22 protein-coding genes and 3 tRNA genes are annotated in these 25,689 nt (G+C 71.1%); 10 read left to right on the top strand and 15 right to left on the bottom strand.

Annotation, left to right across the window (positions count from 1 at the left end):
- Position 1 precedes the first annotated feature (1 nt).
- From OHB00_RS20180 to OHB00_RS20170, 3 genes are all read right to left on the bottom strand, one after another.
- Entirely contained in the window at positions 2-1,936 is a 1,935-nt protein-coding gene (locus OHB00_RS20180) for a galactose oxidase-like domain-containing protein (protein WP_406436288.1), read from the bottom strand.
- Positions 1,933-3,852 carry a glycosyltransferase family 2 protein gene (locus OHB00_RS20175; RefSeq protein ID WP_406436287.1) on the bottom strand — a complete coding sequence of 640 codons (1,920 nt, stop codon included), beginning with the start codon at positions 3,850-3,852 and terminating at the stop codon, positions 1,933-1,935. The genes OHB00_RS20180 and OHB00_RS20175 overlap by 4 nt, the downstream gene beginning before the upstream one ends.
- 393 nt (positions 3,853-4,245) lie before the next feature.
- Positions 4,246-4,319: transfer RNA gene (locus OHB00_RS20170), tRNA-Lys, on the bottom strand.
- Between the two features lie 186 nt (positions 4,320-4,505).
- Here OHB00_RS20170 and OHB00_RS20165 point away from each other — a divergent pair.
- From OHB00_RS20165 to OHB00_RS20145, 5 genes are all read left to right on the top strand, one after another.
- The gene (locus OHB00_RS20165) at positions 4,506-5,807 is read left to right on the top strand and encodes a peptidoglycan-binding protein (protein WP_406436286.1); all 1,302 of its coding nucleotides are present in this window, start codon (positions 4,506-4,508) and stop codon (positions 5,805-5,807) included.
- Positions 5,808-5,864: 57 nt separating this feature from the next.
- Entirely contained in the window at positions 5,865-6,995 is a 1,131-nt protein-coding gene (locus OHB00_RS20160) for an SPFH domain-containing protein (RefSeq protein WP_406436285.1), read from the top strand.
- Between the two features lie 138 nt (positions 6,996-7,133).
- A complete protein-coding gene (locus OHB00_RS20155) occupies positions 7,134-7,739 on the top strand; it encodes a lytic polysaccharide monooxygenase (RefSeq protein ID WP_406436284.1) in 606 nt (201 codons plus the stop codon).
- Between the two features lie 129 nt (positions 7,740-7,868).
- On the top strand, positions 7,869-8,342 hold the full coding sequence (locus OHB00_RS20150) for a DUF3592 domain-containing protein (RefSeq protein ID WP_406436283.1): 474 nt from the start codon (positions 7,869-7,871) through the stop codon (positions 8,340-8,342).
- A 159-nt stretch (positions 8,343-8,501) separates the two neighbouring features.
- Positions 8,502-10,157 carry a long-chain-fatty-acid--CoA ligase gene (locus OHB00_RS20145; protein ID WP_406436282.1) on the top strand — a complete coding sequence of 552 codons (1,656 nt, stop codon included), beginning with the start codon at positions 8,502-8,504 and terminating at the stop codon, positions 10,155-10,157.
- Here the strand turns inward: OHB00_RS20145 and OHB00_RS20140 are convergent.
- The 6 genes from OHB00_RS20140 to ehuB all read right to left on the bottom strand — a co-directional run bounded on the left by OHB00_RS20140 (position 10,123) and on the right by ehuB (position 14,401).
- Positions 10,123-10,196: transfer RNA gene (locus tag OHB00_RS20140), tRNA-Lys, on the bottom strand. The two genes, OHB00_RS20145 and OHB00_RS20140, sit on opposite strands and share 35 nt — an antisense overlap.
- Positions 10,197-10,294: 98 nt before the next feature.
- A complete protein-coding gene (locus tag OHB00_RS20135; protein WP_406436281.1) occupies positions 10,295-11,053 on the bottom strand; it encodes an IclR family transcriptional regulator in 759 nt (252 codons plus the stop codon).
- Positions 11,054-11,321: 268 nt separating this feature from the next.
- Positions 11,322-12,104, bottom strand: coding sequence for an ectoine/hydroxyectoine ABC transporter ATP-binding protein EhuA (gene ehuA / locus OHB00_RS20130; RefSeq protein WP_406436280.1), 783 nt, complete (start codon positions 12,102-12,104; stop codon positions 11,322-11,324).
- Positions 12,094-12,744: an ectoine/hydroxyectoine ABC transporter permease subunit EhuD gene (gene ehuD, locus OHB00_RS20125; protein WP_406436279.1), complete on the bottom strand. Its 651-nt coding sequence runs from the start codon at positions 12,742-12,744 to the stop codon at positions 12,094-12,096. The genes ehuA and ehuD overlap by 11 nt, the downstream gene beginning before the upstream one ends.
- On the bottom strand, positions 12,741-13,457 hold the full coding sequence (ehuC, locus tag OHB00_RS20120) for an ectoine/hydroxyectoine ABC transporter permease subunit EhuC (RefSeq protein WP_406436278.1): 717 nt from the start codon (positions 13,455-13,457) through the stop codon (positions 12,741-12,743). The genes ehuD and ehuC overlap by 4 nt, the downstream gene beginning before the upstream one ends.
- Positions 13,454-14,401, bottom strand: a complete 948-nt coding sequence (gene ehuB / locus OHB00_RS20115; protein WP_406436277.1) for an ectoine/hydroxyectoine ABC transporter substrate-binding protein EhuB — start codon at positions 14,399-14,401, stop codon at positions 13,454-13,456. Before ehuB ends, ehuC begins: the two co-directional genes overlap by 4 nt.
- 47 nt (positions 14,402-14,448) lie before the next feature.
- Between ehuB and OHB00_RS20110 the strand changes: the two genes are divergently transcribed.
- Positions 14,449-14,943 (top strand): DUF3830 family protein, encoded by a 495-nt coding sequence (locus OHB00_RS20110; RefSeq protein WP_406436276.1) that lies wholly within the window; start codon positions 14,449-14,451, stop codon positions 14,941-14,943.
- A 46-nt stretch (positions 14,944-14,989) separates the two neighbouring features.
- On the opposite strand, the gene OHB00_RS20105 is transcribed toward OHB00_RS20110, so the two are convergent.
- Positions 14,990-16,450 carry an amidase gene (locus OHB00_RS20105; RefSeq protein ID WP_406436275.1) on the bottom strand — a complete coding sequence of 487 codons (1,461 nt, stop codon included), beginning with the start codon at positions 16,448-16,450 and terminating at the stop codon, positions 14,990-14,992.
- A 17-nt stretch (positions 16,451-16,467) separates the two neighbouring features.
- Positions 16,468-17,421, bottom strand: coding sequence for a D-2-hydroxyacid dehydrogenase (locus tag OHB00_RS20100; RefSeq protein WP_406436274.1), 954 nt, complete (start codon positions 17,419-17,421; stop codon positions 16,468-16,470).
- A 160-nt stretch (positions 17,422-17,581) separates the two neighbouring features.
- On the opposite strand from OHB00_RS20100, the gene OHB00_RS20095 reads away from it, so the two are divergent.
- The 3 genes from OHB00_RS20095 to OHB00_RS20085 all read left to right on the top strand — a co-directional run bounded on the left by OHB00_RS20095 (position 17,582) and on the right by OHB00_RS20085 (position 20,568).
- Positions 17,582-18,376, top strand: a complete 795-nt coding sequence (locus OHB00_RS20095; RefSeq protein ID WP_406436273.1) for an aspartate/glutamate racemase family protein — start codon at positions 17,582-17,584, stop codon at positions 18,374-18,376.
- Positions 18,373-19,104 (top strand): aspartate/glutamate racemase family protein, encoded by a 732-nt coding sequence (locus OHB00_RS20090; RefSeq protein WP_406436272.1) that lies wholly within the window; start codon positions 18,373-18,375, stop codon positions 19,102-19,104. Before OHB00_RS20095 ends, OHB00_RS20090 begins: the two co-directional genes overlap by 4 nt.
- Before the next feature lie 366 nt (positions 19,105-19,470).
- Positions 19,471-20,568: an LLM class flavin-dependent oxidoreductase gene (locus tag OHB00_RS20085; RefSeq protein WP_406436271.1), complete on the top strand. Its 1,098-nt coding sequence runs from the start codon at positions 19,471-19,473 to the stop codon at positions 20,566-20,568.
- Here the strand turns inward: OHB00_RS20085 and OHB00_RS20080 are convergent.
- The gene (locus tag OHB00_RS20080) at positions 20,538-22,391 is read right to left on the bottom strand and encodes a putative bifunctional diguanylate cyclase/phosphodiesterase (RefSeq protein ID WP_406436270.1); all 1,854 of its coding nucleotides are present in this window, start codon (positions 22,389-22,391) and stop codon (positions 20,538-20,540) included. The two genes, OHB00_RS20085 and OHB00_RS20080, sit on opposite strands and share 31 nt — an antisense overlap.
- Before the next feature lie 372 nt (positions 22,392-22,763).
- Between OHB00_RS20080 and OHB00_RS20075 the strand changes: the two genes are divergently transcribed.
- Positions 22,764-23,978: a M6 family metalloprotease domain-containing protein gene (locus OHB00_RS20075; RefSeq protein ID WP_406445889.1), complete on the top strand. Its 1,215-nt coding sequence runs from the start codon at positions 22,764-22,766 to the stop codon at positions 23,976-23,978.
- A 73-nt stretch (positions 23,979-24,051) separates the two neighbouring features.
- Here the strand turns inward: OHB00_RS20075 and OHB00_RS20070 are convergent.
- The 3 genes from OHB00_RS20070 to OHB00_RS20060 form a co-directional block, all read right to left on the bottom strand.
- Positions 24,052-24,125, bottom strand: a tRNA-Lys gene (locus OHB00_RS20070).
- A complete protein-coding gene (locus tag OHB00_RS20065) occupies positions 24,116-24,742 on the bottom strand; it encodes a bifunctional DNA primase/polymerase (protein WP_406436269.1) in 627 nt (208 codons plus the stop codon). Before OHB00_RS20065 ends, OHB00_RS20070 begins: the two co-directional genes overlap by 10 nt.
- A 115-nt stretch (positions 24,743-24,857) precedes the next feature.
- Positions 24,858-25,220 (bottom strand): hypothetical protein, encoded by a 363-nt coding sequence (locus OHB00_RS20060; RefSeq protein ID WP_406436268.1) that lies wholly within the window; start codon positions 25,218-25,220, stop codon positions 24,858-24,860.
- Positions 25,221-25,689 lie beyond the last annotated feature (469 nt).

Below are 25,689 nucleotides of genomic sequence, written 5' to 3'. Positions count from 1 at the left end.
ATCACGGGACTTTCACCCACTGCGCCCGGCTCGGTGTCCCCTGATCGTCGTCGACGAACAGCATGTACCACCCCGACGGCACCAGATTCCGATTCCCCGGCACAGTCACAGTGACCCGATTCCCCGACGTCCTGAAATCCAGTGCAATACTCCGCTGATCCACATCCGTCACATGCGTAGTGGCACTCGGCCGGATCAACCGCACCTTCCTGATGGCCGAAGCCTGCTGTGACGTGAACGTCCCCGATCCACCCCGGACAATCGTCTGCGGCCCCCCGCTCAGCGACGGCCGTGAGTCCCGGTACAGATACGGCGGCGTGTAGATCTCGATCCGCTGCTCGAAGACCCCCGGCTGGGTGTTGGCCCTGTCCGCGAACAGCGGGTTGGAGCCGAAGAACATGACCCGCCCGTCGGGCAGCAGGATCGACCCGGAGTGGTAGTCGCGGCCCACGAGCGGATCGGCCACCCTCCGGAAGGAGTTCGTGGAGGTGTCGTAGATCCGCGCCTGCCTGATGTCGGAGGCGCCCCGCCCCCGGTAGTCCTCGGACCCGCCCGACACCAGCACGCTGTCGTCCGGCAGCACGGAGATCTGCGGATACCGCGTCCCCTTCTCCAGCGTGGGCCCGTCCACGAATCCCGGGTGGGGATCCTTCAGGTCGATCAGCCGCGTCCGGTTCGTCGACAACTCGGACTCGCCGACCCCGCCGCCCCCGACCACCATGTACTTCTCGGCCTGCGCCGGAGGCAGCAGCACGGTCCCGGACGTCTCCAGCATGTTCGGGTCGCTGAGCCCGGGGAGCCTGGTGAACCGGTTGGTGTCGACGTCCCAGATGCCGGGGTCGCGCCCCACGTCGTCGGGGCCGTATCCGGCGTTGGAACCGGAGTAGAAGAGCTTGCCGTTCTGGAGCAGGAACAGCGCGGGGTAGGTCGGGAACTGGCGCTTGTACTTCGTGTACGTCCAGGTCTTCGTCCTCGGGTCGAAGACCTCGTTCTTGCCCGGCACCAGCTGCCCGATGTCGTCGAGCCCCGAGACACTCAGCACCTTGCCGTCCGACAACGTCGTGAGCGTCGGATACCAGCGTGCCTCGTTCATCGGGTCGACCTTGATGTACTTCTCGGCGACCGGATCGAACTCGTAGGCGTTCTTGATGCCTTCGAAGTCCCGTTTGTCGAGCCCGAGTTTGTTGGCGATGCCGTACGTGTTGCGGGCGTCGGCGCCGGTGAGGCCCTGGATGCGGTAGTTGTCCTGGGTGCCGGTCTCGTACTTCGTGCCCTGCTGGGGCGCCTCGACGATGACCCGGGCGTAACCGGGGTTGTTGCGCAGGTACCTGCCGGCCTTGTCGAAGACCTTCGTGGCGCGCGGGATCAGCGCCGAGTCGTCGGAGACGAACGTCTTGCCGTTCTGTCTGCCGGTGAACCGCGTGCCCTTGGGCAGGGTCATCGGTTTGTCCGGGTTCTCGTTGTAGAGGATCATGACGCCGCCGGCCTTCTTGACGTCGCCCTTGAGCTTCTCGTACCGCTTGGTGCCGCCCGCGATCAGGATGTCGCCGTTGGCGAGCTGGGTGTGCCCGGTGCAGAACAGGTCGGCCGGGGTGGGCACTTTCTTGACGGTGCCCTTGACCGGGTCCCAGATCCGGCTGTCGTAGATCTTCGCGTCGAAGTTGTCCTGGTTGTTGCCGGAGCCCGCGACCAGCAGCACCTTCCCGGTGTGCAGGAGCACCGCGTGGATGGTGTCCTGGCGGTACTCCTTCGGGAACTCGACGATGTCCCAGTGGCCGTTGGCGGCCTTGTACTCCGGTCTGTTGATCTTGTACTGGTGGTATCGCTCGGTCCCGAAGCGGTACAGCCACGGCCCGTTCATCCCGGCCAGGGCGAGAACCACCACCGTACTGATCGCGAACCGACGAGCCCGGCGCCGGCCGGCACTGTCGCTCATTCCTCACGACCCCCCGGTCCGCCGAACGCGATCCAGGCCGGCCGCTGCTGCGGCGCGTGCCCCGCGGGCAGGTACCCCGCCGGCACCGCGTCCTCCGGCTCGGCCGGCGCCTCCGGCCTCCCGCGCTCCCTGCGCAGGGTGTACCGCCAGGCGAAGATCGGGGCGGCCGTGATCAGCAGCGCGAGTGACGCCCAGGTCAGCATCGCGGGCTGCGCGTGGCCGCCGAGGACGCCGGCGACCAGTGAGCCGCCGAAGACCAGGATGAAGAACCAGTGGATCCGGAAGGTCCCGAAGAGGGTGTCCGGGCTGGCCGACTCGCCTTTCGGCGTGACCACGAACCTGCTCTTGCGGCGCAGTACCGCGTCCATGAGCGAGCGGGCGTAGACCGGCGCGGACAGGGCCGACATCACCATGCCGGCGACCCCGCCGGAGCCCTCCGGTTCGTGCGGGGAGACGTTGTGCCGGCGGTTCCAGATGTAGAGGCCGATCTGGAGCGCGGAGGCGTTGCCGTAGAGCATCAGCCACACGGCGGGGTCGATGTTCACGCCCGAGGCGCCCAGGCCCAGGAAGAGTGCGCAGCTCAGCGCCGCCAAAATCCAGTTGAGGGCCGACATCGGGTAGAAGATGATCATCATCGTGTAGTTGAAGAGCTTGCCCGGGCCCAGGCTGAACAGCCCCTTCCAGTACTGCTTGAGAATCGTCTCGTACGTGCCCCGGGACCAGCGGAGCTGCTGCGTGAAGAAGTCGGTCCAGGCGTTCGGGCCCTCGCCGACCGCGAGCACGTCCGGGGTGTAGACCGAGCGCCATTTCCGCCCCGTCGCCGGGTTCCTGGCGCGGTGCATCTCGAAGCCGGTCGCCATGTCCTCGGTGATCGAGTCGTACAGGCCGCCGATCTGCTTGATCGCCCGGATCCGTACGGCGTTGGAGGTGCCGACGAACATGGGGGCGCCGTAGCGGTTGCCGGCGCGCTGGATCAGGGCGTGGAAGAGGAACTGCTGGGACTCGGCGGCCTTGGTGACGAAGGTGTCGTAGTTGCCGTAGACCTGCGGGCCGATGACGAAGCCGACGTCCGGGTCGCGGAAGTAACCGAGCATCCGCTCCAGGTAGTTGGGCAGTGGCACGTGGTCGGTGTCGACGGAGGCGAAGAAGTCGTACTCGTCGCCGTGCGCCTCCAGCCAGGCGTTGTAGTTGCCGTGCTTGGTCCTGGCGCGGTGCGGGCCCTCGGGCCGGTTCCACCGCTCGACGCCCTTGCGGGTGAAGTGGTGCACGCCCAGGCGCGCGCAGACCTTCCGCACCTCCGGGTCGTCGCCCTCGTCGAGGAGCCAGACGTGCAGCAGTCCGCGATGGCGCAGCCGGACCGCCGCCTGAAGGGTCCGGGTGACCATGTCGAGGGGTTCCTTGCCGGGCACGAACGTGGTGATGAAGGCGACCCGGGTGCCGGTCTCCGGGACCACCGGGACCGGGTCGCGGGCGACCAGGGTGGCGTGCGCGTTGGACAGCACGTTCATGCAGCGGAAGAACTCGATCAGGCCGATCGACACCAGCATCACGGTGTCGAGGGCCGGCAGGAAGTCGTACGCCGGGTAGTCCCGCTGGGTCCAGTGCTCGGGCCGCAGCAGCCAGGTCAGCAGGACGAGTGAGAGCAGCGGGGCCGCGCCCAGCATCAGCGCGGCACGGACGCGGTGCGGTTCCTGGGAGAGCAGCGAGCGGTACTGCACGGTGTACGGCCTGCCCGGGTCGGGCTGGGTGAGGGGGCCCGCGAGCCGGCTGTAGTGCTCGTAGTCGTATCTGGGCAGGGTCTTCTTGATGCGGCCCAGGGCGCCGGCGGTGGTGCGGTGCGCGGGCACCCGGAGCTGTGCGGTCCGTGACGGGTCGTGTTCCTGTTCCTGCCGGGCGCCCATCGGCGTCGACGTCATGAGTCATCCCCCCACACGCAGGTCAGCGCGTGTTCATCGGTCCCACCGCCCGCTCGGATCCCCCTCGACCCTGCCGGGCGCGTCAATTCATGACCGGGGCCCCTCAACCCCGCAGATCTGGCAACCGGCTATCTACCCCCCAAGTGCCGTGAAACACCGGCACTTTGGACATCCAGGGTTCTACGGTGCTCAGCATGATCGCAAGAGCGAAACACGCTGTTTACCGGTCATACGTGTTCATTGTGGAGCGTGTGGGGATTGTGTGGACCGGTCGTGTCGGTATTTGACATAAAGGGGCAATGGGTGGCAGAGGGTGCCGAAGTGGCCTCGCGTGGCCGGTGGGGCGTACGCCAGAAGGCCCCCCGCTGCTGCGGAGGGCCTTCTGGGTGTCGGTGCGCCGCCAGGGACTCGAACCCCGGACCCGCTGATTAAGAGTCAGCTGCTCTAACCAACTGAGCTAGCGGCGCCTGCTGACGTCGAGAACTCTACCCGACCGGGAACCGTGCTCCCGACCGTCGGCCACCAGGGCGACCTTCGCCCGCCCCCTGTCGTACATCATTCGGACCGTCAGCATGCGCACCGGGACCACAGTTGGGAAACTCATCAATGTGCACAGTCTCGGACATATCAACACGAAGTGTGAGGGGAATCGCATGCCGGCCCCGGTATTCGAGGAATTCGACCCCGCGAACAACTGCGAATGCCCCGGATGCGTCCACTGGCGGCGGGTGGACCCCTCCCCGCTGCCCGGCCGCTTCGGCGGGCACCCGGCCGCCCGGGGCGGCCTGGTCGTGGCCGCCGCCGCGTCCGCCGCCCTCGCCGCGAGCACCCCGACCGCCGCCGCCCACAGCACCCCGCCCGCCCCGCACCGGTCCGCCGCCCCCGTGGACCCCGCGCCCGAGACCCCACAGGGCACCAAGGCCCCCCTGCACGGGCCGAACGGCACCCCCGTCCACGGCCCGGTCACCGCACCCCCCATCACCCGTACGCAGATCATCACCCGGGCCAAGACCTGGGTCGCCGCCCAGGTGCCGTACAGCATGTCCCTCTACTGGACCGACGGGTACCGGCAGGACTGCTCCGGCTATGTCTCCATGGCCTGGGGGCTGGCCGGCAACGAGTGGACCGGGAGCCTCGACCAGTTCGGCACGAAGATCACCAAGGGGGAGCTCCAGCCCGGCGACATCCTGCTCTTCCACAACCCGGACAACCCGGAGAAGGGCTCGCACGTCGTGATCTTCGGCGGCTGGACGGACTACACGCACACCTACTACACGGCGTACGAGCAGACACCCCCGCGCGCCCGCCGCCAGTCCACTCCCTACGCCTACTGGACCAATTCCGCCAAGTACGTCCCCTACCGCTACAACGGCCTGATCGCGGACCCGGTCGCGGCGGGCGCCCAGGCCGGCAGGACGTCGGTGCCGTTCCCCGGGGCGGCCTACTTCGGGCCCGGCGCCGACAACAAGTACGTCACCCTCCTCGGGCAGCTGCTGGTCGCCCGGGGTGCCGGCAGCCACTACGCCAAGGGCCCGGGTCCGGTCTGGGGCGCGTCGGACCAGCGGGCCACCCAGGCCTTCCAGCGGGCCCAGGGGTGGACCGGCGCCGCCGCCGACGGCCTGCCGGGGCCGCGCACCTGGGAGCTCCTCGCCTCCGGCAAGGGCAAGAGCATCAAGCCCGCCCCCACGGCCCCGCCCGCCCCCGCCTCGCACGGGGTCGCGGGCTACCCCGGCAAGAACTTCTTCCGTCCGGGTGCCGCCAACGACCACGTCACCCAGCTCGGCAGGCAGCTGGTCAAGAAGGGCTACGGCCGTTTCTACCCCGACGGCCCGCACCCCGCCTGGGGCGAGGCGGACCGCAGAGCCGTCGAGGCGTTCCAGCGCGCCCAGGGCTGGCGCGGCGGCGCGGCCGACGGCTACCCGGGGCCGGAGACCTGGCGCCGCCTGTTCCTGTGACGACCCCGATCCCCTGAGGACCACCTGAAGCATCTGGCGCGGAGGCTGGAGGCAGGCATGAGTACGACCACCGCACACACCCCTGAGTCGGACGGACCCCCGGACGGCGGGCCGCCCACCCGCCCGACTCCCCGGCTGATCCAGAACGAGATCACCACCGAGATCCCCGTCCATCTGCTGTTCCGCGACGACCCGGATCCGCTGTCGGTGCCGCTGCGGCCCGCCGTGGTCGGCCGCCGCCAGGGCACCGGCGAGCAGCCCCGGCTGCGCCGCCCGTTCCCGGCCAAGCCCCGGCCGGCCGCCGCCGTCGACCCCGAACTGGTGGAGCGCCCGGCCCGGGTGCTGCCCGGCGCGGCCGGCGTGTGCGCCGGGCTCGGCGGAGTGGCCGGGGGGCTCGCCACCTCCTGGTGGGCGGGGCTGCTGCCGTCGCTCGCGGCGCACACGCTGCGCCTGCCGGTGTCCGGAAGCGCGGGGCTCGGCCCGGCGCAGTGGGCCGCGTACGCGGGCGCCGGCGCGCTCGGCCTGGCCGGCTTCGCGGGGCTCGCGCGCGGGACGACCGGGCGGGCCTGGGTGCTGGGCATGTTCGGCCGCTACCGGGGGACGGTGCGGCGCACCGGCCTGCTCTGGGTCAACCCGCTGGTGCTGCGCCGCCGGGTCGACGTGCGGCTGCGGCACTGGCGCAGCGAGGAGATGCCGGCGGCGGACGGCAACGGGGTCGCGCTCCGGGTCGTCGTCCTGGTGGTGTGGCGGGTGCGGGACACCGCGCGGGCGGCGCTCGGCGTCGAGGACCACGAGACGTATCTGCGCGAGTGCGTGGAGGCCGCGCTGGCCCGGGTGCCGGTGGAGCCGCCGGGCACGGCCCGGGGCTCGGTGGAGATGGCGACGGACGCGCTGACCCGGCTGGTCACGGCGGACGCGGCGGGCATCGGCCTGGAGGTGTTCGCCGTGCAGCCGGTCCGGGTGGAGTACGCCCCGGAGGTCGCCGCGGCCATGCACCGCCGCCGGATCGCCGCGCTCGACGCGCAGCAGCGGGCCACCATGCTCACCTCGGTGGTGGACTCCGTCGAGGACACGGTGACCCGGCTGACCATGCGCGGACTGGTCGACCTCGACGACTACGAGCGCAAGGCGCTGGTGCGGGACCTGACGGTGGCGTTCTGTTCGGGGCGCACCGCGTCCGCGCCGTGAAGCCGTGGAGCCGTGGAGCCGTGAAAGGGATGGACCCCCTTTTGGTATGGACATGCCCAAGTAGCGGCAATAATCTGGGACTTGGTCTAGACCTGCACGGCTCAGTGAACATCCCCCACGTTCTCCAGGAGCGGCAGCATGCGTAAACGGACCAAGGTGTCGGCCGTCGTGCTCGGCGTGGCGACCGCCGGAGCCTTCGCGCTCTCCACCGGCGGCGCCAGCGGGCACGGCTACACCGACCTCCCCATCAGCCGGCAGAAGCTCTGCGCCAACGGCACCGTGACCAACTGCGGTGACATCCAGTACGAGCCGCAGAGCGTCGAGGGCCCGAAGGGCTTCCCGGCGGCCGGTCCCGCCGACGGCCAGCTCTGCAACGGAGGCCTGAGCAGGTTCGCCCAGCTCAGCTCGCCGACCACGCCGTCGGGAGGCGCCTGGCCGACGACGAAGGTGACGGGCGGACAGGCGTACACGTTCCGCTGGCAGTTCACCGCGATGCACGCCACGACCGACTTCAAGTACTACGTCACCAAGCAGGGCTGGAACCAGAACCACGCCCTCGCCCGTTCGGACCTCAACACCACCCCGTTCCTCACCGTCCCCTACAACGGCCAGCGCCCGCCGGCCACCCTCAGCCACAGCGGCACCCTGCCCACGGGGCTGAGCGGTCACCACGTGATCCTGGCGGTCTGGACGATCGCCGACACGGGCAACGCGTTCTATGCCTGCTCGGACGTCACGTTCTGACCGGCGTCGTTCGACGACTGGGTAACACCCGGCTGATCTGAGCTTCGCTTGAGGACCTGCCGCAGACCGCGGGGGTACGTTCCCGGCACGCCGGTCAGTCGGACCGGTGTTCGGAAACGGGGGACTCTCATGGGCCTGATGGAGGCGTTCTTCTACATCATTCCCGGCATCTTCCTCATCGTCGGTGTCCTCGGGGTGGTCAAGACGCTCGGGCGGTCGAGCGAGATCAGCCGGACGTGGCGTCACGGGCGTACCGCCGAGGCGCGCTGTCTGCGGTCGTACACGACGACCAGTGGCGGCGCCGGGGACACGGCCGTGACGACCACGCTGCACCATGTGTACGAGTTCACGACGGCCGAGGGGCGTACCGTCCGCATCGACGAGCGGAGCGGGCGGTCCACCGTCGTCGAGGGTGACTTCGTCACGGTCTACTACCTGCCGGAGCACCCGGAGAAGGCCACGGCACAGGCGCCGGCGCAGGGGCGGCTGGCCGTGGGGGCCGGGTGCACGGTGGCGTTCTTCGTGGTGTTCATCGTGTTCGCGCTGGTTTTCATGGGGGCGGCGCATTTCTTCTTCTCGGAGGCGGACAGTTTCGCTCCGTGAGGGATGCGACCGGTGGGTGGGGGCGCGCTGCGGGTTCGTCGTGGCTGATCGCGCCCGCGCGGCGGCAGCCGCAGATTGATACGGCCCCGCGCCCCTGCGTGTCGCGCCCGTTGCGGGGGCGCTCCACATCTGACGGTGTGTCAATTACGCTACTTCTTCATGGACTTCGACAGGGGCACGATCGCCGAAGCGGTGGCCGCGCGATGGGGTGACCATCGGCAGGGGCTGTGGTTCGAGGGGCAGGTGCTGACGCATCACGAGGTGGCCGCCGGGGGTGCTGCTCGGGCGGCCCTGCTCGGGGATCTGCTGCCTGCCGGTGCCGTGCCCCATGTCGGGGTCCTGCTCGACAACACCCCGGAGTTCCCGCTCTGGCTCGGGGCCGCCGCGCTCGCCGGGGCCGCCGTCGCCGGGGTCAATCCGACCCGCCGGGGGGCCGAACTGGCGCGGGACATCCTGCACAGCGAGTGCCGGGTCCTTGTCACCGAGCGCGCCCACCTGTCTCTCCTCGAAGGGCTCGAACTGCCCGGCGTCCGGATCCTCGTCACCGACGAACCGGAGTACGGCGCCCTCCTCGCCCCTTACCTCGGCGCCTGCCCGGACGCCTCCCGGGCCGCCCCGGCCGACCGGATCCTGCTCTACTTCACCTCCGGCTCCACGGGTGCTCCCAAGGCCGCGCTCTGCTCCCAGGGGCGGCTCGCGGCGGCCGGGCGGTCGCTCGCCGGGCAGTTCGGGGTGGGCGCGGACGACGTGCACTACATCTGCATGCCGATGTTCCACGGCAACGCCGTGATCGCCGACTGGGCGCCCGCGCTGGTGGCGGGGGCCGGGGTGGCGTTACGGCGGCGGTTCTCGGCGTCCGGGTTCCTGGGCGACGTGCGGCGCTACCGGGCCACCTACTTCACCTACGTCGGCCGCGCGGTGCAGTACGTACTCGCCACCGAGCCGCGCCCCGACGACCGGGACAATCCGCTGCGGCTCGGGTTCGGGACGGAGGCCGGGGCCGTGGACGCCGCGGCCTTCGAGGAGCGGTTCGGGGTGCGGCTGGTCGAGGGGTACGGGTCCTCGGAGGGCGGGGCGGCGATCCAGTGGTCGCCGGGGACGCCGGCCGGGGCGGTGGGGCGGGCGGGACCGGGGCTCGTCGTACTCGACCAGGAGTCGGGTCAGGAGTGTCCGCCCGCCGTCTTCGACTCCGGGGGTCGGCTGCTCAACGGGGAGCAGGCCATCGGGGAGCTGGTGAACCGGGCACCGAATCCGTTCGAGGGGTACTGGCGGAACGCGGCGGCGGAGGCCGAGCGGCGGCGGGGAGGGTGGTACTGGACCGGGGATCTCTTCTACCGGGACGGGGAGGGCTATCTGTATTTCGCGGGGCGTACCGACGACCGGATCCGGGTCGACGGGGAGAACCTGGCCGCCGCGATGATCGAGAACATCGTGGCCCGGTACGAGGGTGCGGACGCCGTCGCCGTGTACGGGGTGCCGGACCCGGTGACCGGGGACCAGGTGATGGCGACGATCGCCGGGCGGTTCGAGCCGCTGGACTTCGCCGAGTTCCTGCTGGCGCAGCCGGATCTGGGGACGAAGATGGCGCCCCGGTTCGTGCGGGTGGTGGAGCGGATGCCGGTGACGGCGACCAACAAGATCCAGCGGGCGGCCCTGCGACGGGAGGGGGTGCGCTGTGCCGACCCGGTGTGGTGGCGGCCGCCGGGGGAGCGGACGTACCGCAGGCTGACCCCCGAGGAAGCCGAAGGGCCCCTCGTCTCCACGAGAGGCCCTTCATCGGTGCGCCGCCAGGGACTCGAACCCCGGACCCGCTGATTAAGAGTCAGCTGCTCTAACCAACTGAGCTAGCGGCGCATGACTCCCGCCGACCGCTCGAACCTTGTTCTCGCGGTGGCGACGAAGAAAATACTACCTGGTCCGCAGGGGTGCTGCCGACCAGGCCGAGCGGGACGCTAGATGGCGAGGGACAGCAGCACCGGGGCCGCGCCGCGGTTCAGGGTGTCGGCGGCCTGGCGGAGCCGGTGCGCGTGCTCGACCGGCAGGGAGAGGGCCAGGCAGCCCACCGCCGAGCCGGCGGTGATCGGGACCGCCGCGCACACCGTGCCGATGGCGTACTCCTGGAGGTCCAGGACGGGGACCGTCGGCGGCTGCGCCTCCAGGCGGGAGAGCAGCAGCTTGTCGCTGGTGATGGTGCGCGAGGTGAGGCGGGCCATCTTGTGCCGGGACAGGTGGTCGCGGCGGGCGTTGTGGTCGAGCTGGGTGAGCAGGCTCTTGCCGATCGCGGTGGCGTGCGCGGAGGAGCGGAAGTCCACCCACTCGTTGACCGCGGGGGTGGTCGGGCCGGCCGCATACTGGCCGATCTTCACCTCGCCGTCGACGTACCGGCTGAGATAGACGGCGGCGCCGACCGAGTCCCGCAGCCGGTCGAGGGTCTGCTGGAGCTGCTCGCCGAGGGCCTGCTCCCGCTCGTGCGCGGAGCCGAGCCGGCGCAGGGTCTCGCCGGTCACGTACGCGCCGTCGGTGACCTGCTCGACGTAGCCCTCGCGGCGCAGCATGCGCAGCAGCGCGGTCAGCCGCTCGGGATCCAGGCGGGTGCGGCGGGCCAGTTCGGTGTCGGTGACGCCGGTGGCGTGCCCCGCCACCGTCTCCAGGACGCGCAGGGCGTCCTGGGCGGAGTGGTACGGGGCGGTCGGCTCGTGCATCAGCGCCACGGTGGTCCCCCTGCGCTCGCTCGGCGATACTGCGATGACAGCACCGCTTGGGCCGCGATCCGGACAGCGGATCCTCTCCACGATAACGGGCAAGGACCGGAAACGGAGGGGGTGTTGGCGAGATTCCGGCGCTCCCAACTGCGACGAAGACCCTCTGGCATATGTCAGCGGAATGACCCGCCCGCCGGACCTCGGGTGATCGAGCGTTCACTACCTGTATGCGTGGCGCGGCGCGGGGAAACTTTTACGGCGTCGGCGGTGGAAATATCTACAGCACCGCGCCGAGGAACTCCCGGGTCCGCTCGTGCTCTGGCTCGCTGAAGATCCGCTCCGGCGGGCCCGCCTCGATGACCCGGCCCGAGTCGAACATCAGGACCTGGTCGGAGATGTCCCGCGCGAAGTTCATCTCGTGGGTCACGCAGAGCATGGTGATGTCGGTGGTGCGCGCGATGTCCCTGAGCACGTCGAGGACGCCCGCGACCAGCTCCGGGTCGAGCGCCGAGGTCACCTCGTCCAGGAGCAGCACCTTCGGCCGCATGGCCAGCGCCCGCGCGATCGCGACCCGCTGCTGCTGGCCGCCGGAGAGCTGGGTCGGCCGGGCGTCGCGCTTGTCGGCGAGGCCCACCAGGTCGAGCAGGTCCCGGGCGCGCGTCTCCGCCTCGTCCTTCGGCAGGCCGAGCACGGTCACCGGGGCCTCGGTGATGTTGCGCAGCACGCTCATGTTCGGGAACAGGTTGAACTGCTGGAACACCATCCCGATCTGCTTGCGGACCTCCCGCAGCTCCTTCTCCGGCGCCGGGAAGAGCCGCTGTCCGTCGACGGTGATGGTGCCCGCGTCCGGCTTGGTCAGGGTCATCAGCATCCGCAGGATCGTGGTCTTGCCGGAGCCGGAGGGCCCGATCAGGGTGACGTGCCTGCCCGTCTGCACGGCGAGGTCCAGCCCGTCCAGGACGGTGTTGTCCCCGAACCGCTTGGTCACCCCTTCGATACGGATCAGTTCGTCGGACGTCGTACCGGTGGTACTCGGCTGCTTGCTGGTGTCAACGGACAAGGCGACGCTCCAGGGTGCGCAGGAGAAGGGAGGCGAGGTAGGAGATGACGATGAAGGCGACGCCGATCACCGTCACCGGCTCGGTGAACTGGAAGTGCTGCTGGGAGAAGAGCCGGGCCTGGCCGAGCATCTCCAGCACGGTGATCGACATCAGGATCGGCGTGTCCTTGAGCATCGAGATCACGTAGTTGCCGAGCGGCGGCACCACCCGGCGCACCGCCTGCGGCAGGATGACCGCGAACCAGGTCCGCCGCGCCGGGAGACTGAGCGCCGTCGCCGCCTCCCACTGCCCCACCGGCACCGCCTCGATGCCGGCCCGGTAGACCTGCATGGTGTACGTCGAGTAGTGCAGGCCGATCGCGAAGACCCCGGTGGTCAGCGCGGAGAACGTCAGGCCCCACTCGGGCAGCACGTAGAAGAGGAAGAACAGCTGCACCAGCAGCGGCGTGTTGCGCACGAACTCGGTCACCACCCCGACCGGCCAGCGCACCCACCGTGTGGGCGCCCGCATCAGCAGCGTCCACACCAGTCCCAGCGAGAACGAGATCAGCGACCCGAGGACCAGCGCCTGCAGGGTGACCAGCAGACCGTCCCAGAAGTGCGGCATGAACTCGCGTACGGCACTCCAGTCCCACGTCACGCGACACCACCCACCCCGGTCGTCTCCCTGCGCTTGCGGGTCCGGGCCGCGCGCTCGTCGCCCGGATCCTTGCCGATGCCGGCCCGCAGCCGCTTCTCCAGACCGCGCATCAGCCGGGTGATGACGAACGCGATCACGAAGTAGATGAGGAGCAGATACGTGTAGATGTGCGCGCTCTCCTGCAAGGCCAGCCGCACCAGGTTCCCGCTGAACGCCAGGTCGCCCATGCCGGTGATGGACACCAGGGCGGTGCCCTTGAGCAGCTCCACGAGCAGGTTGCAGTAGGAGGGGATCATCTCCGGCACCGCCTGCGGCAGCAGGATCAGCCGCAGCCGCTGCCAGGGCGTGAAGCTGAGCGCGATCCCGCCCTCCTTCTGCGCCGGGTCGACCGCGTTGAGCGCTCCGCGCACGATCTCCGAGCCGTACGCGCCGTACGTCAGACCGAGAGCGAGGGTGCCCGCCCACATCGGCACCAGCTGCCAGCCGAAGGCGACCGGCAGCACGAAGAACACCCAGAAGATCATCACCAGCGCCGAGGTGCCGCGGAACACCTCGGTGTAGAGACCGGCGAGGAACCGGACGACCCAGTGCCGGTTCGTCCGCGCCACTCCCACCACGAGGGCCACGGCGGTCATCAGCAGTCCGCTGAGCACGAGCAGTTGAAGGGTGGTCCAGACGCCCCTGAGTACGAGGTCCCACAGTCCCGAGGTCATCCGCTCTTCCCTCCCCCGCACAGCTCCTTCGCCGTCAGGTCGGTCATCTCGGCCTCGGTGAAGCCGAACGGCCGCAGGATCCGCGACAGTTCCCCGCTCTTCTTCAGCTTGTGCAGCTCCACGTTGAAGGCGTCGCGCAGCCGCGTCTCCGCCGACCGGAACGCGAACGCGCCTCCGTCGACATGCGGTTTGCCGTCCACGAGCGGCGCGAACGGCTTGGTCGCCTCGGTCTTGGCGGACTTCTTGACGACGTCGCGGACGGTGACCGCGGTCCCGGCGAAGACGTCGACCCGCCCCGCCTCCACCGCGTTCAGCCCGGCGACCTGGTCGGGAACGATCAGGATGTCGCTCTCCTTGTACCCGGCCTCGACCGCGTACTGGATCTCCGCGTAGCCCGTCCCCGTCGCGAACTTCGCCTTCTTCGCGACGACGTCCTTGTAGTCGTGCAGCCCCTTGGGATTCCCCTTGCGCACGACGAACGAGTCGAGCATCTGGTAGTCGGGATCGGCAAAGACGACCTGCTGGCACCGCTCCGGGTTGACGTACATCCCGGCGGCCACGACATCGAACTGCTGCGAGTTCAGTCCGGGAATCAGCGAACCGAACTCGGTCGGCACCGGCTGGACCTTGTCCACCCCGAGCCGCTTGAAGATGGCCTTCGCCAGTTCCGGCGCCTCACCGGTCAGGTGCCCGTCCTTGTCGATGTACCCGAAGGGAATCTCACCGGCGATCCCGAGCCGTACGACACCCTGGGCGCGCAGCCGTTGCAGCAGATCACCGCCGTCGGTGCCGGCGGCGGTGGCCACGCGCGTGCAACCGGCGGCGCCGAGCGCGCCGAGTGCGCCGAGTGCGCCGAACGCGGCGGCACCCGCGAGCACGGTCCGCCGACTGTGTCTGGATTCGTACCCTGATGTGTCTGATTCGTTCCCGTGTGGTGGAGCCATGGCGGCGCGGCTACCCGACCCCAACCGACTTATGCACCATGGAAGGCATGACCGAACGATTCATCGAAGTCTCGCTGGTCAACCGCGGTGTCACCGCCAAAGCCCGGCTCCTGGACGACCGTGCGCCCGTCACCTGCGCCGCCGTCTGGGACGCCCTGCCGCTGTCCGGCGACGTCTACCACGCCAAGTACGCCCGCAACGAGATCTACGCGCTTTTCCCGCCGTTCGCGCCGACGGAACCGCCCCTGGAGAACCCGACCGTCACGCCCATCCCCGGCGACCTCTGCTACTTCTCCTTCACCGGCACGGAGTTGGCCACCAAGGCCTACGGCTACGACCGCGAGGTACGCCCCGGCACGACCCTGGTCGACCTGGCCGTCTTCTACGAGCGCAACAACCTGCTGCTCAACGGGGACGTGGGGTGGGTGCCGGGCATCGTGTGGGGCGAGGTGGTGGAGGGCCTGCCCGCACTGGCCGAAGCGTGCAACGACCTGTGGCGCACGGGCGCGGCGGGCGAGACGCTGACCTTCCGCAGGGCATAGCCCGGTCCCGCCGCCCTTCTCTCTGCGACCGGGGCCCGCCGCTCGCTCATCTCCCGTGGCGCTGCTGTGCTGCCGGTTGTTCTTCTCCGCCGCGACGGCGCCGAACCACGACGGCGCTGTCCGGCGGTGCCGAGGCCACCCCCGCCTCGTACAGGGCGTGTGCCGCCCGCAGGACCAGGTCGTCGTGGTGGCGGGCGGCCACGAGCTGGAGGCCTACCGGGAGGCCGTCGGCGTCCCTCCCCACCGGGACCGTCGCCGCCGGCTGCTGGGTCAGGTTGAAGGGGTAGGTGAAGGGGGTCCAGCCTGTCCACCGCCGGTGGCCCGAGTTCTTCGGCACCTCCACGCCCGCCTCGAACGCCGTGACGGGCAGGGCGGGGGTGACAAGGAGGTCGTACGACTCGTGGAAGCGGCCCATCCGGCGGCCCAGGTCCGTTCGGACGTCCACCGCGGCGAGGTAGTCCAGCGCGGACAGGCGGGCGCCGATCCCGCAGATCTCCCGCAGCCCCGGGTCGAGCGACTCCCGCTGCCCGGGGGAGAGACGCTGCGTCACCCGGGCGGCGCCCGCGAACCACAGCGCGTGGAACGCCTCCACCGGGTCGCTGAAGTCCGGGTCGGTCTCCTCGACGTACGCGCCCAGCCCCGCCAGGCCGGCCACCGCCCGCCGTACCGCCGCCGCGACCGCCGGCTGGACCGCGACCTGGCCGCCGAGCGTCGGTGAGAAGGCCACCCGGAGGCCCCGCACACCACCGGCCAGGCCCGCCGTGAAAGACCCCGGGGCAGGGCCGAGGGCCGACCAGTCCCGGGCGTCGGGGGTCCCGATCACGTCCAGCATCAGCGCCGCGTCGGCCGCGTCCCGGGTCATCGGGCCCACGTGCGACAGCGTGCCGAAGGCGCTCGCGGGATACAGGGGGACACGGCCGTACGTCGGTTTCAGGCCGAAGATCCCGCAGAACGCGGCCGGGATGCGCACGCTGCCCCCGCCGTCCGTGCCGAGGGAGAGCGGCCCGGCCCCCAGGGCGACGGCCGCCGCGCTGCCGCCGCTGGAGCCGCCGGCGGTGCGGGAGGGGTCGTACGGGTTGCGGGTGATCCCGGAGAGCGGGGAGTCGGTCACGCCCTTCCAGCCGTACTCGGGGGTGGTGGTCTTCCCGATGAACACCGCGCCGTGCTCGCGCAGCCGGGCGACGGAAGGGGCGTCCTCGTCCCAACTTCCTTGCGTCGAGATCGTCTTCGAGCCGCGCAAGGTCGGATGGCCGCGCATGAGGAGGATGTCCTTGACCGTCACCGGGACGCCGTCGAGCAGCCCCTGCGGCTCGCCCCGCCGCCACCGCTCCTCCGACGCCCTCGCCCGCGCCAGGGCGTCCTCCGCGGTGAGCCGGACGAAGGCGTTGACCTCCGGCTGGATCCGCGCCGCCCGTTCCAGGGCCGCCCGGACCGCCGCCACCGGGCCGAACTCGCCCGTGCGGTAGCCGTCGAGGAGCTGTCGGGCGGTGAGGTCGGTGAGTTCCATGGGCCTCTCCCGAAGAGTCAGTGACCGGGCACGTATCCACGCTTCTTGTCGACCACGTTCAGCAGAGATCTGCCCGCCGCCCACCGCTCGTACAACTCGACGAACTGGGCGCCCAGTTCGTCCCGCCAGCCGACCGTGTCCCCGCTCATGTGGGGGGAGATCAGCAGGCCCGGCACGCTCCACAGCGGGCTGTCGGCGGGCAACGGCTCGGTGGCGAGGACGTCCAGGGCAGCGGCGGCGATCCAGCGCCGGGTCAGCGCCCGGACCAGCGCCTCCTCGACGACCAGCCCGCCCCGGCCGACGTTGATGAAGCAGGCCGACGGCTGCATCACGCCGAAGCGGTGCGCGTCGAACATGCCGTACGTCTGCTCGGTCAGCGGGGCGGCCGCGATCACCCAGTCCGCGCGGGACATCAGCCGGTCCAGGTCGTCGGGGCCGTGGATCCCGGTGTGCGGGACCCGGCCGACGAGGGCGGTGGTGACGCCGAGCGCCTTGAGGGTGCGGGCGATCGCCCGGCCGATCGGACCGGTGCCGACCACGCACGCGCGCGTGCCGCCGACCCGGCGCGCCTCGCGGTGCAGCCAGGTCCGCTCCCGCTGCAGTTCGAGCGTCCGGGGCAGGTCCTTGGCGAGGGCGAGAACCAGCGCGGCCACGTACTCGGCGATGGGCGTGTCGAAGACCCCGCGCGCGTTGGTGACGACCGTGTCGGACGCGGCCAGCTCCGGGCACATCAGATGGTCGACGCCCGCGCTCGCCGTGTGCACCCAGCCCGGCCGGGGCCCCTCGCCCGGCCAGGCCTCGCGGACGGCGTGCGAGGTGAAGTCCCAGACGAGGAGGACATCGGCCGACGGCAGCCGGGACGCGAGGCCCGCCGCGTCCGTGTGCACGATCCGGGCGCGGCCGGTGAGCCGGCCCAGCCGCGGGGGCGGGTCGGCGTCGAGGACCAGCAGGGTGGGCACGGGCGGCGTCATTCGGGGTGGTCTCCCGGTGTCCGACAGCGTCTGACATGGGCGGACGAAACGTCTCAGAGGCATGGATTGACCACGCTGGCACCCGAACCTACCTTCGTCAACACGGGCGAATCCGTCGACCGTTGCCCCTCGACTTCCAGCGTGAGGCCGGTGACTTCCCATGGACGTCTCCTTTCTGGGCGGACCTCGGCCCCAGCGCGGCATCGGCGTCGTGGCGCCCTTCGACTTCGCGCTCGACCGCGAGCTGTGGCGCTGGGTGCCGGACGACGTGTCGCTGCACCTGACCAGGACGCCGTACGTGCCGGTCGAGGTCGGCCTGGACCTCGCCCGGCTGGTCAGCGAGCACGAGACTCTCGGCGAGGCGGTACGGGCGCTGACCGCGGTCGCACCCGAGGTCGTCGCCTACGCCTGCACCTCCGGCAGCTTCGTCGGCGGCATCGCGGGCGAGCGCGCGATGTGCGAGGCGATGACCCGTTCCGGCGCGGTGCCCTCCCTGACCACCTCCGGGGCGCTGCTCGACGCGCTGACCGAGCTGGGCGTACGACGGCTGGCGCTGGTCACGCCGTACACCGTCTCGGTGACCCAGGTCCTTGAGGAGTACGTCGCGGAGGCGGGCATCCGCGTCGCCGGCCGCGCGTTCATGGGGCTGACCCGGCACATCTGGCAGGTGCCGTACCGGGACGTGGTGGCCATGGCCCGGCGGGCGGTACGGCCCGGCGCCGCCGACGCCCTGTTCATCTCCTGCACCAACCTCCCCACCTACGACGTCATCCCGCAGCTGGAGGCCGAGCTGCGGATCCCGGTCCTGTCGGCCAACCAGGTCACGATGTGGGCGGCGCTGCGCAGACTGGGTACCCGAGCCGTCGGGCCGTATCAGGCGCTGATCCATAAAATGGACGCATCGGTGCGTGACTGGCCCGTACTGCCGGAAGAACAGCAGGAAGGGTGGACATGACAGCGCTCGGACTCCTCTATCCGGGGCACTCGGCGGAGGACGACTACCCCCGTATCGAGCAGCTCCTCGGCAGCGACATCCGGGTGGACGTCGTCCACACCGACATCGGCGAGGACGCGCACCGGGTGGACGCGTTGCGCGAGATGGGGGCCGAGGAACGGCTGGCCGCCGGGGTGGCGGAGCTGCGGCTCGCGGGCGCGGAGGCGGTGGTGTGGGCGTGCACCAGCGGGAGCTTCGTGTACGGCTGGGAGGGTGCCCAGCAGCAGGTCCGCGCGCTCGCCAGGGCGGCCGGGATGCCGGCGTCGTCCACGTCCTTCGCGTTCGTGCACGCGGCGCGGGAGCTCGGGGTACGGCGGGTGGCGGTCGGTGCGACCTACCCCGACGACGTGGCGTCCCTCTTCGCCGACTTCCTCCGGGCCGGGGGGCTGGAGGTGACCGGCGTGCGGTCCTCGGGGGTCGTGACGGCGGCGGAGGTGGGGACGTGGGAAGAGGAGGAGATCCTGACCCTGGCGCGGGCGGCCGACAGCGGGGAGGCCGAGGCGGTGCTCCTTCCGGACACGGCGCTGCACACGGCGGCATACCTGTCGCTGCTGGAGAAGACGCTGTCGAAACCGGTGCTCACGGCGAACCAGGTGACCGTGTGGGAGGGGCTCCGCCTGGCGGACCGCCGGGTCAACGCACCGGCACTGGGCGCCCTGTTCACCCGCGAGCCCATGGTCCAGGTCTGACCCGGGCGCCCGTACCAGGGGGCTCCGCCCCCTGGACCCCCGAAAAACCCTCGCCCACCCACCACCCGACTCGGTAGGAACGAAGGAACCGGAAACCGCCTACCCGCCAGCCGCGCCGCAGCCGCAGCCGCGGGCAGTCGTGCCTCCCCCAGTGCCTCAAGGGCCTGGGAGGTGCCCCCAGGGGCGATGGGGGTCCCCCGCGCGAGCGAAGCCGAGCGTGGGGGAGGGTGGGCGCGGCGGCACCCTGCCGGCGCCGGTAGGCGTCCCTCCCCCCGGCCCCGCTCCACCCGCACGGAATAAACGGAGACCTCCTCCTGTTATCGCCCGCCAGGACAGCTCACGGCCGTAAATCAGGAGGCTCTCACCGTGTCGGCAGACGAGATCCGGGGCATCACGCACGGGACCGCCCCCGTCCCCCTCTCCGTACTGGACCTGGTCACCGTCGGCACCGGCAGTACCGCCACCGACGCCCTGCGCACCAGCGCGGCGCTCGCGCGGCTCACCGAGGCGCGCGGGTTCCACCGGTACTGGGTCGCCGAGCACCACTCGATGCCCGGTGTGGCCTCCTCCTCGCCCGCCGTGATCCTCGCCCACCTCGCCGCCCACACCGAGCGGATCCGGCTCGGCTCCGGCGGGGTCATGCTGCCCAACCACGCCCCGCTCGTGATCGCGGAGCAGTTCGGGACGCTGGAGGCGCTGGCACCGGGCCGGGTCGACCTGGGGCTCGGGCGGGCGCCGGGCACCGACGGGGCCACCGCCGCCGCCCTGCGCCGTACCCAGACCCTCAACGAGGGCGCCGACGACTTCCCGCAGCAGCTCGCCGAGCTCACCCGGTTCCTCGACGACGACTTCCCGGACGGGCACCCGTACCGGAGGATCCACGCCATTCCCGGGCCGATCCAGAGCACGACCGCCGGCGGAGTGCAGTCGCCGCACCGGCCGCCGGTCTGGCTGCTCGGCTCCTCCGGGTTCAGCGCCCGGCTCGCCGGCATGCTCGGGCTGCCGTTCGCCTTCGCCCACCACTTCTCCGCGCAGAACACCGTCCCGGCCCTCGACCTGTACCGGGAGTCCTTCAGCCCGTCCGCCGTGCTCGACGAGCCCTACGCCCTCATCGGCGTCTCCGTCCTCGCCGTGGACGAGGAGCGGGAGGCCCGGCGGCAGGTGCGGGCCGGCGCGGTGAACATGCTGCGGCTGCGCACCGGCAGGCCGGGGCTGTTCCCGGACCCCGACGACGTCGAGCAGCACGAGTTCTCCCCGATGGAGGAGGAGTTCGTGCACTCCTGGACCGCCAACATCGTGCACGGCACCGCCGACGAGGTCCGCGCCGGTCTCGACGACCTGCAGAAGCGCACCGGGGCGGACGAGCTGATGCTCACCACGCACGCCCACCGCGGCGAACTGCGCCTGCGCTCCTACGAACTGGTCGCCGACGCCTACGGTTTGCCGACCGGGGTGTCCGCGTAGGTCCGGGTGTCCAGCAGCTCGGAGATACGATCCGGCGTCACCGGCCGGGAGTAGAGCCACCCCTGGCCGGTGTCGCAGCCGATGTGCCGCAGCCGGGAGGCCTGCGCCGAGGTCTCGACGCATTCGGCGGTGACGGTGAGGCCCAGGCGGTGGGCCAGCTGGATCATCGCCTCCACCACGACCTCGTCGGCCGGGTTCGGCCGGTCGCCCGGGTCGTCGTACTGGAAGCCCCGGACGAAGGAGCCGTCCAGCTTGAGGACGGAGACGGGGAGCCGGCTGAGATAGGCGAGGTTCGAGTAGCCGGTGCCGAAGTCGTCGATGGCGATGCGGACGCCCATGTCGCTGAGGGCCTGGAGGGCCTGGAGGGGGCGGCCCGCCGAGCCCATGACCGCCGACTCCGTCAGCTCCAGCTGGAGCAGGTGCGGGGCCAGTCCGGTCTCGGCCAGGGTCTCCGCCACGTCCGCGACCAGGTCGGAGTCCCAGACCTGGCGGACGGCCACGTTCACGCTGACGAAGATCGGCGGTTCGCCCGGGTGGTCCAGCTGCCAGCGGCGGGCCTGCCGGCAGGCGGTGGTCAGGGCCCAGCGGCCCAGCGGGACGATCGAGCCGTCCTCCTCCGCCAGTCCGATGAACCGATTCGGCGCCAGTGTGCCGAACTGCGGATGGTGCCAGCGGACCAGGGCCTCGACACCGCTGAGCCGGCCGTCCTCCATGCCCACCAACGGCTGGTATTCGAGCACGAACTCGCCGCGTTCGATGGCCGGGCGGAGGGTGGAGGAGAGCGCCTGCCGGGTCACCAGGTGGGCATTGCGCTCCGGATCGAAGAGGGTCCAGCGGGACTTGCCGTCGGCCTTCGCCCAGTAGAGGGTCGTGTCGGCGGCCTGCATCAGGCCGGTGGCGGTGGTGCCGGCGGCGTGCCGTTCCACCACCCCGATCGACGCCGACAGGGACAGCCGCTGGCCGGCCAGGTCGAACGGCGCCTGGAGGGCGGCCAGCACCGACTCGGCCAGATCGGCCAGCTGCTCGGTGCCCGTCGAGTCCTCGACCAGCAGGGCGAACTCGTCCCCGCCGAGCCGGGCCACCAGCGGCGCGCCGGCCCGCGCGAAGCCGGCCTCGTCGGCGACCCGGGTCAGCCGTTCGGCGACGGCGGCCAGCAGGCGGTCGCCGACCCGGTGGCCGAGGGTGTCGTTGACCGCCTTGAAGCCGTCGAGGTCCAGGTAGCACAGGCCGATGCGGCCGGTGCCGCTCTGCTCGTACGACTCCGCCTCCAGCGCCGCCGACAGCCGCTCGAAGAACAGCGTGCGGTTGGGCAGCCGGGTCACCGGGTCGTGCATCTGCAAGTGCCGCAGCCGGGATTGGAGTTCGCGGCGGGCACTGATGTCGGAGACCGAGATCAGCACGCCCGGCACGTCCTTGGCCAGCGGCGCGATGGTGACCTGGACCCACACCGAGTGCCCGTCGGGGTGCTTCAGCCGGCGGGCACAGCGCAGCTTGGCCTGCCGGCCGCGCAGTACCTCGCGATAGGCGTGCCAGGTACGGGCGTCGGAGGCCAGGTCCAGCAGGTCCGCGGCGATCCGCCCGGGCAGCCCGGCCTGATCGGCGCCGATCAGCGTGGCGAACGCCTCGTTGGCGGTGGCCACGAGCCCTTCGCGGTCGACCACGGCCATGGGCAGCGCGGCCGCCGCGAAGGCGTGTTCGTATGTCTTCGGTGCTGTCTCGTCGTCTGTCTTCTCGTACGACTTCCGGTAGGTCTTGTCACTCTCTGTGACGGCGGACCGGTCGAGGTCTGCCGCGGGCGTCGGCCCTTCGGACGTTCCGCTCACCGCTCGCTCCCGCAGTGCACTCGATCTCTGTCCGTGCAGGAAAGTGTGCCGATCATAGATGCTGGCCCGAGGGCCTTCCAGCCACTGTCCAGTGTCCCCGATGAACCGGCGATTCTGACAGATCGTTTCTGCCCGCACCTGGACGGGTTCTTGAGGCGCCCGACCACTTGTGACGTTCCGTGAGTGGCTCGGGGTGTCGGCCGTTCGGGTCTGCCTGGGGCGGGCGGAGGGCTCCTCACCCTTCTGGTGCAGATAAACAGGTCATAAGGTGACGAACTCGCACAGGCTGGGGGCGGTGTCCCGAGAACCGCCCCCGGAGGTCCTTCCGTGCCGCGTCTCCTGCTGCGCAGCTCCGCCGCCGTGTTCACCACGATGTCGGCGCTCGTCGCAACGACGATCCTGACCGGACCGTCGGCCGCCGAGCCGTTCTCCACGGCCCCCTGTGCCCTGCACCGCACCGACGCGCACCACTCCGAGGGCGTCGACACCTGGAACGCCGACTACACCCGCCCCACCCATCCGCTTTCGGCCGTGATGGTGTTCCTCTCCTTCCCGGACGCCGCCCCGCGGACCACGCCCGCGGAGCTCGCCGCCGACCACTTCCCGGCCACCAGCCGGTTCTACGAGCAGGCCTCCTACGGGAAGTTCACCATCCACCCGCACCCGCTCAGCCACTGGCTGCGGATGCCCCGGCCCTCGGTCGCGTACGGCATGAGACGCGACTGGAGCGTCCCGCTGCGGGCCGCCTACCTGCGGGACGCGTTCGCGGCGGCCGATCCCGAGGTCGACTTCTCGCGGTACGACGTCGTGTACCTCGTGGCCGACCCGGACGCGCCCGGTGTCGACTCCGACGCCACCAAGGTGGTCAACCTCGACACCCCGGTGCACGTCGACGGCATCGACGTCCGCCGGGTCGTCACCGTCTTCGAGAAGCACCCGCCGGACCGGCTGGTTCTCGCCCATGAGACCGGGCACATCTTCGACCTCCCGGACCTCTACCACCGCCCGGTGGACGGCAAGGGCGACTGGGACACGTACGTCGGCGACTGGGATCTGATGGGCAGCCAGTTCGGGCTCTCCCCGGACTTCCTCGCCTGGCACAAGTGGAAGCTGGGATGGCTGGATCCGCGCCAGGTGGTCTGCGTCCGGGGGACCGCGCCGACCCGGCTGACCCTGGAACCGCTGTCCGCCGGGCCGGGGGCGCCGGCTCAGGGGGCCGCGGGCTCGGCGGCCTTCGGGCTCGGCGACGGCACCAAGCTGGCGGTGGTGCGGACCGGGCCCGACACCGTGCTGGCCTTCGAGGCGCGCGGCGCGTCCGGCAACGACAGCGCGGCCTGCCGGCAGGGCATCCTCGTCTACCGGGTCCGCGACGAGACGGCCTCCGGGGGTGGCCCGGTCGAGGTGATCGACGCCCATCCGCGCACCGAGGCCTGCTGGGAGAACTCGGTCTACCCGCCGCTGGCCGACGCCCCGGTCGCCCTCGGCGAGAGCTTCACCGTGCCGGGGGACGGCGTGCGGGTGGCGGTGGAGGGGCGGACGGCGTCCGGCGGCTGGAACGTGAAGATCACGCCGGCCGAGCCGGACTGAACCGGACGGGGCCCTGACGGCGGAAAGGCGGAAGGCCAAGCTCACAGGAGCTTGGCCTTCCGCCTACTTCGCGTGCGCCGCCAGGGACTCGAACCCCGGACCCGCTGATTAAGAGTCAGCTGCTCTAACCAACTGAGCTAGCGGCGCCTGCTGACGTCGTAGACCTTAGCATCCTGATCGGCGGGAGGAAAAATCGATATGCGTACGGTCGAGCGGGCCGCGCGGACCGCCGCCCAGAGCAGGATTTCCGGGCCGGGCAGCCACGGCTGCCGGGTGTCCGGGGCGACCAGCCAGCGGGCGCCGGCCGGGACGGGGGAGCCGCCGCCGCGCGGCGCCGGGACGGTCACCGCGTCGCCGGTGCCGTGGCACAGCAGCGGCGGTACTGCCTGGCCGCGGCCGCCCCACTCCTCCCAGTCCAGCAGCGACGGCAGCCGGGCGGCGGTGCCGGGGGCGGCGAACAGGAGCATCCGGCCCCGGAACACCGCGACCGGCCCGGATCCCGGCCCCTCGTCCCACAGCCGGTCCAGCATGCGACGGCCGAAGAGCGCCGGGGTGTTCACCACGTCGAAGGCGGTCCCGCAGGGCAGCACGACCGGGGCGTCCGGCCGCTCCGCCCAGAAGGCGAGCGTGCTCCGCGGATACGTTCCTGCGGAGGCCAGCCAGGCGGCCCCGTCGGAGGTGACCCCGGCCGCGTCGCCGAGGTCGCGGAGGGCGCGGAGGTCGCCAAGGTCGCCGGGGAAGGTCTCGTACGGTGTGCGGCTCATAGGAATGTGATACCGCTCGTGAGCACCCGCTCGCCGTCAGTTGCGGGAAACCCGGGCGGGACGGCACGGAAGGGCGTATCTTGCCCGCTCGGCATATGCCACCCGCTGGTTCCGTCTAGATCTGCTCGGGCCCCTGCCCCTCCCGCCCCCTCAGCAGATCCCGGCCGAACTCGACCATCTTCTTCGCGTAGTCCTCGGTCCACTCGGCCCGCTCGGCGATGTCGGCCGGGGTCAGACGGTCGAAGCGCCGCGGGTCGGCGAGCTGGGCGGCGGCCATGGCCTGGAACTCCACCGCCCGGTCGGTGGCCATCCGGAACGCCTGGGTCAGCTCCGTCGCACGGGCCAGCAGCGACCCGGGGTCGTCGAGCGACTCCAGGCCGAAGAAGTGCTCGGGATCGGCGACCGCTTCCACAGGCTCGAAGAGCAGGGGCGCGGGGCGTAGCCGCGGTTCGTTCCGACGCGGCGTGGGCTCCGCCATGTCTGGTCCTCCTCGTACGGTGTCGATGACTACGGTCTGATGGACCACCGTCCATTCTCCCGCGCCCGCGCAAGGGGCACCCAAGGCCGACAGCTGACTCTGTGCCGCCTCCGTGCCCGAAGGGGCGCTGGGGGGTACCCCCGGCCGAAGGCTGAGGGAGGAACTGCGCGATCAGTCACGACGGTGCGGCAGTCGGCCACGGCGGTCACCCGCCAGGCGGTGGACTCGGCGTGCCGGACTCCGTCCGGCGGGTGGGTGGTGCCGGGGGTGGTCAGGGGCGCCATGTGACCCGGTGCTCGGCCAGGTGTGCCAGTACCGCGTGGTTCGCCTCCCAGCCGTCCGGGCTGTATCCGTTGGCCGCCTCCGGCGGCGTGCCGGACTCCGTCCGGCGGGTGGGTGGTGCCGGGGGTGGTCAGGGGCGCCACGTGACCCGGTGCTCGGCCAGGTGTGCCAGTACCGCGTGGTTCGC

The organism is Streptomyces sp. NBC_00631, assembly GCF_045206895.1.
In the GTDB taxonomy this organism is placed as follows: Bacteria; Actinomycetota; Actinomycetes; order Streptomycetales; family Streptomycetaceae; genus Streptomyces.
This window is presented reverse-complemented; position numbering and strand designations above follow the sequence as displayed.